Genomic DNA, 12,614 nt, shown 5'->3' with positions numbered 1-12,614 from the left:
CTTTTAAAAATCTACTAGATTCTAGAAATATCGAATACTTCTAATTTATCTTCTTCTAAATGTTCTTTTTCCATTTTAATAACAGCTTTTAATGTATCTATTGATGTTAGAACTTCTACACCATATTCAGTGGCAGTTCTTCTCATTCTAAATCCATCTCTTTGAGCGTCATTTGCTTTTGTTGGAGTGTTGATTAATAAGTCAACTTTTTTGTTCATAAGAATTGTTAAGATATTTGGTTCTTCTTCTCCTATTCTTCTTACTACTTCTGATTTAATTCCGTGTTCAGCTAAGAATTTATTTGTTCCTGCTGTTGCGAAGATTTCACAGTTAAGTTCGATTAATTCTTTAACTATTGGTAAAAATTCTTCTTTATCTTTATCTCTTATAGTAAGAAGTATTTTCTTACCAGAAACTTTGTTAACTCTTTTTCCTCCAAGTAATCCTTTGTAGATTGCTTCTTCTACTGTATGTCCAACTCCTAAAACTTCTCCTGTTGATCTCATTTCAGGTCCTAATGATACTTCAACTTCTGATAATTTTTCAGTTGAGAATACTGGTACTTTTACAGCTACTAAGTTTGGTTTTTTGTAGATTCCTGTTCCATATCCTATTTCTTTTAATGTTTCACCTAAGATGATTCTTGTAGCAATTTCTATTACAGGAAGTCCAGATATTTTAGAAATATATGGAACTGTTCTTGATGATCTTGGGTTAACCTCAATTACATATAGCTCATTTTCGTAAGCGATAAATTGAATGTTCATCATACCTTTTGTTTCTAAAGCTCTTGAAATTTTCTTAGTGATTTCTAATACTTTTTCTTCTGTTCCTTCATATAAGTTTTGTTGAGGATAGATTGTTATAGAGTCTCCAGAGTGAACTCCTGCTCTTTCTAAGTGTTCCATTATTCCAGGGATTAATACGTCTTCTCCGTCACAGATTGCGTCTACTTCTAATTCGATTCCGTTTAAGTATTTGTCGATTAATACTGGGTTTTCAGGGTCTCTGTCAAATGATGATTCAAGATATTTTACAAGGTTGTATTCATCGTGACAGATTTCCATTCCTTGTCCTCCAAGAACGTAAGAAGGTCTTACAAGAACTGGATATTTAATTTCATTAGCTATTTCTATTCCATGTTGGATATCCCAAACTGCTCTTCCTTTTGGTCTTTTTATATCTAACTCTTCCATCATAGCTTCAAATTTTTCTCTGTCTTCAGCTTCGTCGATTTTTTCAGCTGATGTTCCAAGGATTTTTATTCCTCTATCAGAAAGTGCATTAGCAAGTTTTATTGCTGTTTGTCCTCCAAATTGTAGAACTACTCCTTCTGGTTTTTCTTTTTCTATTATATTTAATACATCTTCAAGAATTAATGGTTCAAAATATAATCTGTCAGCAGTGTTGTAGTCAGTTGAAACTGTTTCTGGGTTGTTGTTGATGATTATACTTTCAATTCCCATTTTCTTTAAAGTTTTGATTGAGTGAACTGTACAGTAGTCAAACTCAATTCCTTGTCCAATTCTTATTGGCCCTGAACCTATTACGATTATTTTTCTTTTGTTTTCTACTTCTACTTCGTCGTGTTCATCATATGTTGAATATAAGTAAGAAGTTTGTGCTTTAAATTCAGCAGCACAAGTATCAACTCTCTTATAAGCTGGTACAATGTGGTGTTCTAATCTTTTTCCTCTGATGTCATCTTCAGTAACTCCCATAAGTTCTGCTATACCTTTATCAGAGAATCCTTTTTTCTTTAATTTTCTTAAGTATTCTGGATCTAAATCTTTAAATTTAGTTTTCTTTAAGATTTCTTCTTGTCTTACTAGCCATTCGATTTTTTCCATAAAGAATTTATCTATACCAGTAATTTTTTGTAATTTTTCTTTTATATATCCTCTTCTTAACATTTCAGCAACAACGAAGATTCTTTCGTCGTCAGGTCTTACAACTGCTTTTTTAAGTTCTGCCATTGTAAGTTTTTTAACTGCTGGGTGTTCAAGGTTAAATCTTCCGATTTCAAGAGATTTTAATCCTTTTAAGAATGCTGCTTCAAAGTTATCTCCTATTGACATAACTTCTCCAGTAGCCATCATTTTTGTTCCTAATACTTTATTTGCATTTCTAAATTTGTCAAATGGCCATTTAGGAATTTTTGCAACTATATAGTCAATTGTTGGTTCTGTACAAGCGTAAGATTCTCCAGTAACTTCATTTATAATTTCATCAAGAGTGTATCCTAAAGCAAGTTTTGTAGAAACTCTTGCGATTGGGTATCCAGTAGCTTTTGATGCTAGAGCTGATGAACGAGATACTCTTGGGTTAATTTCTATTATTGCATATTTCATTGATTTTGGGTGAAGAGCAAATTGTACGTTACAACCTCCGACTACTCCAACTTCGTCTAATATTTTAAGAGCTGATTTTTTAAGCATTACAGCTTCTTTGTGAGATAAAGTTTGTGTAGGAGCAACAACTATTGAGTCTCCAGTGTGAATACCTACTGGGTCAACGTTTTCCATATTACAGATTGTAATACAGTTTCCGTTTCTATCTCTCATTACTTCATATTCTATCTCTTTCCAACCAAGGATTGATTTTTCAATTAATACTTGTCCAACTCTTGAAACTTTTAATCCTTTTAATAAGATTTCTTCTAATTCTTTTGGAGTATAAGCAATTCCTCCACCAGTTCCTCCCATTGTATAAGCTGGTCTTACTACAACTGGGTATCCGATTTCTCTTGCAACTTGTAAACCGTGGTCTAAGCTTTCTACGATTTCACTTTCGATACAAGGTTCTCCGATTTTTTCCATTGTTTCTCTGAATATTTCTCTATCTTCACCTTTTTTGATAGATTCAACAGAAGTTCCGATTACTCTAACTCCATATTTTTCTAATATTCCTTTTTCTGTTAATTCAACAGCAAGGTTTAAAGCAGTTTGTCCTCCCATTCCAGCAAGTAAGGAGTCTGGTCTTTCTTTTGCTATTACTTTTTCAACAAATTCTGCTGTGATTGGTTCTATGTATATTCTATCTGCAACAGCTTTATCAGTCATTATTGTAGCTGGGTTTGAGTTGATAAGTACAACTTCTATTCCTTCGCTTTTTAAAGTTTCACAAGCTTGAGTACCAGAATAGTCAAATTCTGCTGCTTGTCCTATTATAATTGGTCCTGAACCTATTACTAATACTTTCTTTATTGATTTATCTAACATTATATCCTCCTAAAATTGTTCCCTTCAAAATATGCAAAAATATTTAAAATTTTATTAAACAAGTTTTAAAAAGTTTTCAAAAACATCTTTTGAATCTTTATATAAATCAGGCATATATTGAACACCAACTATTTTTAAAGCTTCATTTTTCATTCCTTCTATTGTTTTTACGTTGATTCCTTGATGAGTCATTTCAAATCCAGCAGGAATTTCTTCTACTACATAGCTTGCATTTTGAGAAGTTATAACAACTTTTCCTGTTGCAAGATTTTTAATAGGGTATCCACCTCTGTGACCATATTTTAATTTTGCTGTTTTTCCACCGAATGCTAAAGCAATTACTTGAAGTCCTAAAACTTCTCCAAATATTGGCATTTTTCCAGCTAATTCTTTTACTGTATTTTGAGTTTCAACTAAATCTTCTGGATTTCCCGGTCCATTTGATACAACAAGTGCTGATAAGTTTTGAGCTAAGATGTCTTCAGCTTTTGTATTGTATGGGAATACTACTACTGTAAATCCAGCGTCTTTTATATAGTTAAGAGTGCTGTTTTTTACTCCTAAATCTATCACTCCAACTCTTTTTTCTCCTCCAGCAATTTCATAAACTTCTTTTGAGCTTACTTCTGCCACTGCATTTTTATTTGAGAAGTTTTTAAATCTTTCTTGAATTTCTTTTTTAGTTAAATCTTCAGCTGTTATTATAGCTTTCATAGAACCGTTATCTCTTACGATTTGAGTAAGATATCTTGTATCGATTCCTTTAAATCCTGTTACGTTGTATTGTCTTAAGAATCCATCTAAAGTCATTTCACATCTAAAGTTGTTTGGTAATTTTGCATCTTCTTTAATTATTAATGCTTTTAATTGAACTTTATCAGATTCCATATCCTCAGTATTTATTCCATAGTTTCCTATCATTGGATATGTCATAGCAATCATCATTCCGTGATTTGCTGGGTCAGTAAGCATTTCTTGATATCCTGTCATTCCAGTATTAAAAGATATCTCTCCAACAGTATCTGCTAACTCACCAAAAATTTTTCCTTCAAAAACTTTTCCATTTTCAAGAATTAATTTTCCTTTCATTAAAGACCTCCCAAAATTTATAAAAAAAAGATATAACCACTAAAAATGGTTATATCTCAAATTGAAAAATTAAAAAATCAAAAAGATTATCTTTTTTTAATAAAAATATAGAATTATTATCATTAAAAAAACCGTCTAACCTTTTCATTTTTTCCTCCTAAATTAATTTTCGAAGAGTATTGTACTATAACTTTACTTTTTTGTCAAGATTTTTTTCTTCAGGTTTTTGCTCTATTTCCTTAAGCTTTTTAACTAACTCTTCACTTTTTTTGGTCAAAATTCTTAAATATATCTTCTTCATAATATCTTTTTTTCTTTTTCCTAACACATCATCTGATTTTAGCCCTAAGATAATCTTAAAAATTTCTTCAAAAAATTTATCACTTAAAAAATTTAAGTCCAATTTATTTAAAAATAGTTTAAAATACTTTACTTGATAAGTGGATATACAGACATCTATCGGATTAGTTTCTACACTTTTATAGTCATCACTCATAAGTTTCATATTAATAATCATATCTGTCAGTTCTCTATTTCTATTTTTCAATGAAAATTCAACTGGACTTTCTACCTTTGGACTAAATATATATTCATAGTCCTTATCATAAAAGTATCTATACAGCTCCATTGCATTTTCAAAATTTTCTTTAGCTATATATGTAAGAATGTCATATTTTCCTTGAACTTTGACATTTTTCTTAGCTCCTAAGAATAAAAGCATATCTATAATATCAATATCCTTGTATTTTAGACTGTTGTAAAGGGGAGTTAGTTTATTTTTATCATAAGAGTTTATATCTTTTTTTCCTAAAAGCTCTTCGACTATTTTGATTTTGCTATCTAGATCTTTCTTTTCACTAAACTTTTCTTCTAAAATCTTTCTTCTCATTTTTGCTATACCTATATAGTTGGCAGATTTTTTATAGAAGTTTAAAGCCAAAGTATAGTTCTTTTGTTTTTCGTAGATCTCTCCTAGAATATTATTTTCTTGTTTCTTGCTAAATATCGCTACTGCTCTATCAAGCTCTTTCTTAGTAAAAAACTCCTCATTCATTTTTTCTAAGAATATTTTTTTAATCTCTACATATCTATAAGGTGTATCAAAAGTTTCTACTGAAAAAATAAGACTTTTTATATATTCCTCTCTTTTTAATGTAGTATCTATTATAAGATTTTCATAATGTTTCTTTTTCTTATCAAGTTTATTCTCTTTTATCTTATCAAGGGCAAGTTTATAATCTCCGTTTTCAATGTCCTCTTCTATATTTTTTTCAAGTATCCAAGTAGGACAACCTGCCATTTCAAAAGCTTTTTGTGCCTCTTCATAGTTTTCTACATTATATAATCTTTTTCCCTCTTCAAACCATTCCTCTTTATTAGATATATTTATCTCTTTAGAAAGTATCTCTTTATTCTCTTGGTTTGCCTCTGTTATAAAGTCCTTTATCTTTTCAAGAAGAAGATTACCTTGAATTTTATCTTCCATTATTATAAGATTTTTCTTACATCTTGTAATACCTACATAGAAAAGATTAAAATATTTTCTATATCTTTGGTCTCTCTTTACCTCTCCATTAAAAATCTTTTTCCAAGCAAATAGATTTGTTGTAGCAAGGTTTAGACAGATGACATTATCATACTCAAGCCCCTTTATCTCGTCAATACTAAAGACCCTCATATGAACATCTGAAAATCGATCAAGATTGTATTTCTCCTCTTTAGATGAAACTAAGATTGCAAACTTAACGTCTTTTTGAATATTTTTAAGAAGTTCATAGTCTGGTTTCATAAGAGTTATCTTTCCTTTATCAACTATAAAGTTTTCTTTATAATCTTTTACCCCAAGATTTCCAATATATTCTTTTCTAAGATCTGTCAAGAAATTTGCAAGTTCCACTATATCCTTTGAATTTCTATAGTTTTTACTAAGTATTACCTCTTGATTTCTTATATTTTTTGTAAAATAATAGTTTCTAAGACGTTCAAAGCTAAAGGAGTTAAAGTTTATCATCTGGTGAATATCTCCAGCAAGCAAAATATTTACAGGATTTTTTATAAGACTTGCCATAAAATATATCTCTACTTCTGTAAAGTCTTGTATCTCGTCAACTACTAAAAAATCATATTTAATATTTGAATTGATACTTTTTACTGCCAAATCATTCATATCATAAAGCTCGTTTTCAAACTTCCACTCTTCATATTTTTCAGCTATTCTATATATAAACTCTTTCTCTTCAAAACTAAGTAGCGAATAACTTTTGTTAAGGCTTGTATATTCATCAAAAGGAATAAGTTTTTTAGTCAGATCTCTATTCCAGTTATCAGGCTTTTTGTCAAACATCAAACCTTTTAAAATTCCCATTATCTCAAAATAGATATTAAAATCCTCTATTTTCATTTTTTTTCTATCTGGAAATGAGAAAGCTAAGAACTCTTTAAATTTTTTAAGACGAACTATTTTTCTAGTATCTACCTTTAATACTTTTTTATAAAACTCTCTCGGTGTATAAAACTCTGTTATTTTCTCTGTGTCTTTCTCTCTAAAAAGATTGTATTGCTCCTCTATACTCTCTTTCAAAAGTTTATTTCCTGTAAAATAAGCTATTTTTTTTACTCCATAAACCTCTCTATACTCCTCAAGATTTAAAATCTTTCTAATAGTTATGGTACTTTTTCCACTACCTGCACTACCAGCCACCAAAAGAGGTGTATTTTCTTTTAGAGCATCATATTGTTCATCATTTAGATAATAGTAGAAATATTTGTTTTTACTATCACTTATCTTTATAAATTCTCCGTCATCTTTCACTTCATAACTTATAACTTGATTGTAGTCAAGATAAACCTCTTGAGGAATTTCAAAACTCTCTTCCACAAATTCACTTCTATCAATATCAAACTCTCTTACATCTTTTATCTGAGCTTTTTTTCCTTTTCTAACTCCACCGTCGTGAGTTGAATATAATATAAAGGTAATTTTTTCCTCTTCATCTTGACGTCTATCTAATGAAAAGAAAATTCTATCTCCATTATTTACACGAAATTCATATCTATTTTCTACACCATTTATTTTCTTTATCCAAAAACCTTTTGGTATATTTCTTATATTATTTATATTTTTTAAAATCTCTTGATAAAAATAATTTATATTTTTCTCTATCTCGTTGATTTTTTCTTTTTTTATATTTTTAAAAAAGTTTTCTCTAATTAAAAATTTCATAATTTTCCTCTTTTTTATATAAATGTTCTTATTTTATTATACTATATTTTCATCATATTATAAACTATTTTTATTTTTCCTTTAAAATGAATGATTTTAAATCAAAATTACTTTTTTTAATGCAAATATGTTGACTTTTTTTATAAAATGAGCTACAATCTATTAGTGGGGTAATTTAATATTTATTTATTCATTTTAGGAGGTTTCTTTATGGAAAAATTAAAAGATTCCCTAATATTAAAGTTAATATTAGGAGTAATAGTAGGGCTTATAGTTGGATTATACAGTAACGAAACTGTAATCGGACTAATCAACACTATTAAATTTTTATTGGGACAAGTAATTTCATTTGTAGTTCCGCTAATCATTCTTGGATTTATAGCACCAGCAATAACTCAAATGAAGTCTAATGCAAGTAAAATGCTTGGAACTATGATTGGACTTTCATATTTCTCATCTGTTGGGGCAGCTGTTATGTCAATGATAGCTGGATATTCTTTAATCCCTATACTTAGCATCGTTTCAGCAGCTGATGATGCAAAAAAAGTTATTCCTGAACTTATATTCAAAGTTGAAATTCCACCTACAATGTCAGTTATGACAGCTCTTATACTTGCAATATTCATTGGACTTGCAACTGTATGGACTAACTCTAAAAATTTTGAAAATGTTTTAGTTGAATTTGGGGATATTATGCTTGCAATAGTTAGCAGAATAATAATTCCTATTCTTCCAGTATTCGTTGCTACTACATTTGCAACTTTATCTTACGAAGGTGTAATTATAAAACAATTCCCAGTATTCGCAAAAGTTATTGTAATAGTTTTAATTGGACACTTCATTTGGTTAACAGTTCTTTATACAATCGGAGGAATAGTTAATAAATGTAATCCTATGGACGTTTTAAGACATTATGGACCAGCTTACTTAACAGCTGTTGGAACAATGTCATCTGCTGCAACTTTACCAGTAGCTTTAAAATGTGCTAAACAATCTCCAGTACTTGATGAAGATATAGTTAATTTTGGAGTTCCATTAGGAGCAACTACTCACCTTTGTGGATCTGTTTTAACTGAAGTATTCTTCGTTATGACTGTTTCAAAAATATTATATGGAAGTATTCCTTCTTTTGGAACAATGTTATTATTCGTTGTTTTACTTGGAATATTCGCTGTTGGAGCTCCTGGAGTACCTGGTGGAACTGTTATGGCATCAATCGGTATCATCATATCTGTTCTTGGATTTGACGATACAGGAGTTGCTTTAATGCTTACAGTATTCGCTCTTCAAGATAGTTTCGGTACTGCTTGTAACGTAACTGGTGACGGTGCTCTTACAATGATTCTTAACGGATTATTTGGTAAAAAAAGAAATTAATTGAATCTAAATAATATAAGAAAGTGCTGAGTTCATCAGCACTTTTTTTATTTGATGTGGTTTAAGAAATATAGAATTAAAAATGTAATAACCTCTACTTTATAAAAAATATAAAAAGCTGTTTCATTTTTTATTAAAAAGAATATAGATTAAAAATTACGGAAATTATGGAGAAAAATTAGATTTATAAAGCGATATCGAATGCTAAAAATCACAACTGTTTGAGCGTTAGCGAGTTTTGTGATTTTAATGAGATGAGCTTATAATAAATCAATTTTTCGTAATCTGTAGTAATTTTTAATCCTATATTCCTCAATTTTACAACAGCTTTCTCTTTATATTTTATAAATTTGAATCACTTATTAAGAAATTTATATCTCTTATAAATATATCTCTTAATTCTTCATCTATAACTTTTTCTACAATCTCTCTTTCTGAATCAAAAAGTAACTGATTATCCCCTTGAACAGTTTTTATAGAATAATTTTTATTAACTTTAAAAGGTCTTCTATTAAGAACTTTTCTATCTGAAAGTTTTATAAGATTGTAATACCCCTCTAAAACAACCTCTTTTTCTTTTATAAACACTTTCTCTTTATTTTCATTTTCTTCTATAGCTACTCTCTTAGTATAGACATTTTCTTTAAAAAGTTCTAATTCTACAAGATAATCTGTTTCGCTATCTTTTCCATAACCTCTAAAATAGATATAATCATCTAATAAAAGATTTTTATTCTCTGTTGAAAGTTTATATAGCTCTCCTCTGATTACATTTGAAAGAGTGTCATACCCAAGTCTAGTAGAAACAATAGATACATCAATAGTTACTTCCTCTTCTAATTTAAGTTTCTGAGTATAAATCTTAGGACTTGATACATATTTTAGAATGTGTTTACACTCTTTTATTTTTCTAATTTTATCCTCTCTTGAATAAGTATTATAATCTTCATCTAAAATATATCTTTCAAATCTATTTATTATCTCTTTTTTAGAATTTAGATACTTCTCTCTATTAAAAACTATATTTGGAACTTTTCCAACTAGCTCTCCAGCTTTTTCTCCTATGTAGATAAAGATTGTAAGTTTTTCTATATCCTCTTTTGATATTTTTTCTTTCTTTAGTATCCGATTTTTTTCAGATATTATCTCAGTAAACTGAACATTAAAAAGTGATAGACCCTCTTGTGAATCAGGGATTGCCTCTATTCCGTCAGCTAATTTTTTTACACCATTAAGAGTTATCCCCTCTTTATTGTAAATTGTAGTAGCACTTTTTATATCTCTCTTGCCAAAATAATTTTTTAAAGATGTACAACCACCTAAATAAAAAATTATCCCCATAGCTACAAAACTATTTAATATTTTCCTCTTCATAAATTTTCCTCATTTTTTTTACTTTTTGTGAACATATAGATAATAAAATACCATTGGAAAAACTATTCCTCCTGATAAAAAATTTCCTATTGTAACTGGTAAAAAATGACTTACAAAACTTCCTAAAAAATTAATAGATTCTGGTGAAACTAATTTTGCCATAGTTATTATAAACATATTAGCAACTACGTGTTGATATCCACTTATTACGAAAAGCATTATAGGAAACCAACAACCATAGAACTTTCCTGCTGAATCCTTTGAAGAAGTCGAAAGCCAAATCCCTGCTATAACCAATATATTACAAAGAAATCCACTGAAAATACATTTTGAAAAACTTAAAGCCAGTTTTCCTGTTGCAATATTTACTACTGTATTTTGCATTGTTATTGGGTCAAACATTCCAGCTAGATAACTTATTAATGCCACTCCAGCTCCACCTATGAAGTTTCCTACCCAAGTGATTGATAAATTTTTCCATATCTGTTTAAGAGTAATGTCTTTTTTAAAATAATTTACAAACAGTAGACAGTTTCCTGTAAAAAGAGTTCCTCCAAGCAATAAACAAAGAATAAGTCCTACTGGAAACACCGCTGCTCCTATAAACTTCATCAAACTTTCATTGGCAGGATTAACATTTTGAATTATAGAAATCTGACCTATACCAGCTACTCCTATAAAAACTCCACCAAGTATCCCTGTTAAGAATACTTTCTCTATCTCTCCATAAACTTTTTTTAAATTTCCTTTTATTATAACCTCAATAGCTTCAACTGGACTATGAAATAAATGTAACGACATCTCATCTCCTTTTTTTTGATATTTTTTAAAAAGCACACCATATTTGATGTGCTATATCTATATTTTTTATATTTTTAACACTTTAACAGTATAACATCTTTTTTTTAAATATGTCAATACTATTTGCTTTCTAAAAACTCTTTAAAATCCTCTTTAGTGAATTGATATTTTTTACCACAGAAGTGACATTCAGTTTCTATTGTTCCATCAAGTTCTTCTAAAAGATTTAATATCTCTTCTTTTCCAAGAGTGATTAGACCTTTATAATATTTTTCTTTATTACAATCACAGTAATATGATACTTCTCTCTCTTCTAAGATTTCATAATCTTCTACAAGTTTTTGATAAGTTTCATCACTCATATCTTCATATAGAAGTTTTACTATTCTTTCTAAGTCCATTCCACCTTTGAAAAGTTCTGTAACATTTCTTATAGCTTTTATTTTTGCCTCTAAAAGATCTATAAATTTTTCGTCAGCTCCCGGGAATAGTTGTACCATATATCCACCAGCTGATCTTACAGTTTTTTCATCTTGAAGATCTACTCCTAAAGCGATTACTGTTGGAGTTTGTTCAGAAGTTACATAATAATAAGCTATGTCTGTTGCAATCTCTCCAGTTTGAATTTCAGATAATCCGCAGTATGGTTCTTTAAGTCCCATATCTTTTATTACTCTAAGACTTCCTTTTCCGATTAAGTTTGCCACATCTGGTTGATTTACTATTGGTTTTAATGGTAAATCAGCTTGTGGATTCGATAAATATCCTTTTATATGACCATTTGCGTCTGCTGTTACAACCATATTATTAACTGGTCCATCTGTATCAGTTATAAGAGAAAGTTTATCATCTCCTTTAAGTGATGCTCCCATTATAAGACCTGCTGTTAAAAATCTTCCAAAACCAGCGATTGCTGTTGGACTACATTTATGAATTTCTAAAGCCTTTTGTACTACATCTGTTGAGTTTATTACAAAAAATCTAGCGTTTTTACTAACTCCTCTTATTATTCTACTTTTCAATTTTTCCTCCTAATATCTATCATATCTAAATAAGTCTTTGTATTTGTTATAGCTTTTTTTAGATAAAATTTTTCTTAATTCTATATTATTTCTTATATATTTATTTTCTTTTTTAAGTTTTTGGATAGCCTTTATCTCCTCTTTTGAAAAGCCATAATATTTTAATAAAGTTTCATCAGCTTTATTAATTTTAAGGGGATTTATCTTGTAATTATCTCCTACGAAAAAATATTTTTCAAGTTTTTTACAAGTTTTCTTACCTATACCATTTATTCTATCAAGCTCATCAAGAGATTCTATGCCACCTTTTTTATCTCTAAAACTTATTATCTTTGAAACATAACTTGGTGCCACTCCAGCTTTTAACATATCCTCTTGTTTTGCAATATTGATATCAAGTTTTCCTGAACCTTTATCGCTATAGATTACTTTGTATTCACTTTGCAGTGAAAAAGCTAGAGAAAATATAATAAAAAAGTTACATATTAATAAATAGATTTTTTTCAT

At 29.1% G+C, this 12,614-nt stretch carries 8 protein-coding genes; 1 reads left to right on the top strand and 7 read right to left on the bottom strand.

The features are described from left to right. Positions 1-14 precede the first annotated feature (14 nt). From carB to I6E15_RS04100, 3 genes are all read right to left on the bottom strand, one after another. Positions 15-3,221, bottom strand: coding sequence for a carbamoyl-phosphate synthase large subunit (carB, locus tag I6E15_RS04110; protein ID WP_235244881.1), 3,207 nt, complete (start codon positions 3,219-3,221; stop codon positions 15-17). 54 nt (positions 3,222-3,275) lie between these two features. Continuing rightward, a complete protein-coding gene (locus I6E15_RS04105; RefSeq protein ID WP_235244807.1) occupies positions 3,276-4,310 on the bottom strand; it encodes a carbamoyl phosphate synthase small subunit in 1,035 nt (344 codons plus the stop codon). A 184-nt stretch (positions 4,311-4,494) separates the two neighbouring features. After that, positions 4,495-7,533: a UvrD-helicase domain-containing protein gene (locus I6E15_RS04100; RefSeq protein WP_235244805.1), complete on the bottom strand. Its 3,039-nt coding sequence runs from the start codon at positions 7,531-7,533 to the stop codon at positions 4,495-4,497. 210 nt (positions 7,534-7,743) lie between these two features. Between I6E15_RS04100 and I6E15_RS04095 the strand changes: the two genes are divergently transcribed. Beyond that, a complete protein-coding gene (locus tag I6E15_RS04095; RefSeq protein WP_235244797.1) occupies positions 7,744-8,910 on the top strand; it encodes a dicarboxylate/amino acid:cation symporter in 1,167 nt (388 codons plus the stop codon). Between the two features lie 342 nt (positions 8,911-9,252). On the opposite strand, the gene I6E15_RS04090 is transcribed toward I6E15_RS04095, so the two are convergent. The 4 genes from I6E15_RS04090 to I6E15_RS04075 all read right to left on the bottom strand — a co-directional run bounded on the left by I6E15_RS04090 (position 9,253) and on the right by I6E15_RS04075 (position 12,614). Continuing rightward, positions 9,253-10,284: a hypothetical protein gene (locus I6E15_RS04090; RefSeq protein ID WP_235244781.1), complete on the bottom strand. Its 1,032-nt coding sequence runs from the start codon at positions 10,282-10,284 to the stop codon at positions 9,253-9,255. Positions 10,285-10,302: 18 nt separating this feature from the next. After that, positions 10,303-11,085: a formate/nitrite transporter family protein gene (locus tag I6E15_RS04085; RefSeq protein ID WP_235244779.1), complete on the bottom strand. Its 783-nt coding sequence runs from the start codon at positions 11,083-11,085 to the stop codon at positions 10,303-10,305. Between the two features lie 119 nt (positions 11,086-11,204). Next, complete coding sequence (gene hslO, locus I6E15_RS04080) at positions 11,205-12,107, bottom strand: Hsp33 family molecular chaperone HslO (RefSeq protein ID WP_235244765.1); 903 nt, start codon at positions 12,105-12,107, stop codon at positions 11,205-11,207. Positions 12,108-12,116: 9 nt separating this feature from the next. Continuing rightward, complete coding sequence (locus tag I6E15_RS04075; protein WP_235244763.1) at positions 12,117-12,614, bottom strand: ComEA family DNA-binding protein; 498 nt, start codon at positions 12,612-12,614, stop codon at positions 12,117-12,119.

It is taken from the genome of Fusobacterium perfoetens (assembly GCF_021531475.1).
Classification (GTDB): domain Bacteria; phylum Fusobacteriota; class Fusobacteriia; order Fusobacteriales; family Fusobacteriaceae; genus Fusobacterium_B.
This window is presented reverse-complemented; position numbering and strand designations above follow the sequence as displayed.

What these genes read in the sequence shown, in the direction of transcription:
- I6E15_RS04095 (WP_235244797.1), top strand. Translation starts at nt 7,744, where the DNA reads ATGGAAAAATTAAAAGATTCCCTAATATTAAAGTTAATATTAGGAGTA.
- I6E15_RS04105 (WP_235244807.1), bottom strand. Translation starts at nt 4,310, where the DNA reads ATGAAAGGAAAATTAATTCTTGAAAATGGAAAAGTTTTTGAAGGAAAA.
- I6E15_RS04100 (WP_235244805.1), bottom strand. Translation starts at nt 7,533, where the DNA reads ATGAAATTTTTAATTAGAGAAAACTTTTTTAAAAATATAAAAAAAGAA.
- I6E15_RS04085 (WP_235244779.1), bottom strand. Translation starts at nt 11,085, where the DNA reads ATGTCGTTACATTTATTTCATAGTCCAGTTGAAGCTATTGAGGTTATA.
- I6E15_RS04090 (WP_235244781.1), bottom strand. Translation starts at nt 10,284, where the DNA reads ATGAAGAGGAAAATATTAAATAGTTTTGTAGCTATGGGGATAATTTTT.
- I6E15_RS04075 (WP_235244763.1), bottom strand. Translation starts at nt 12,614, where the DNA reads ATGAAAAAAATCTATTTATTAATATGTAACTTTTTTATTATATTTTCT.
- carB (WP_235244881.1), bottom strand. Translation starts at nt 3,221, where the DNA reads ATGTTAGATAAATCAATAAAGAAAGTATTAGTAATAGGTTCAGGACCA.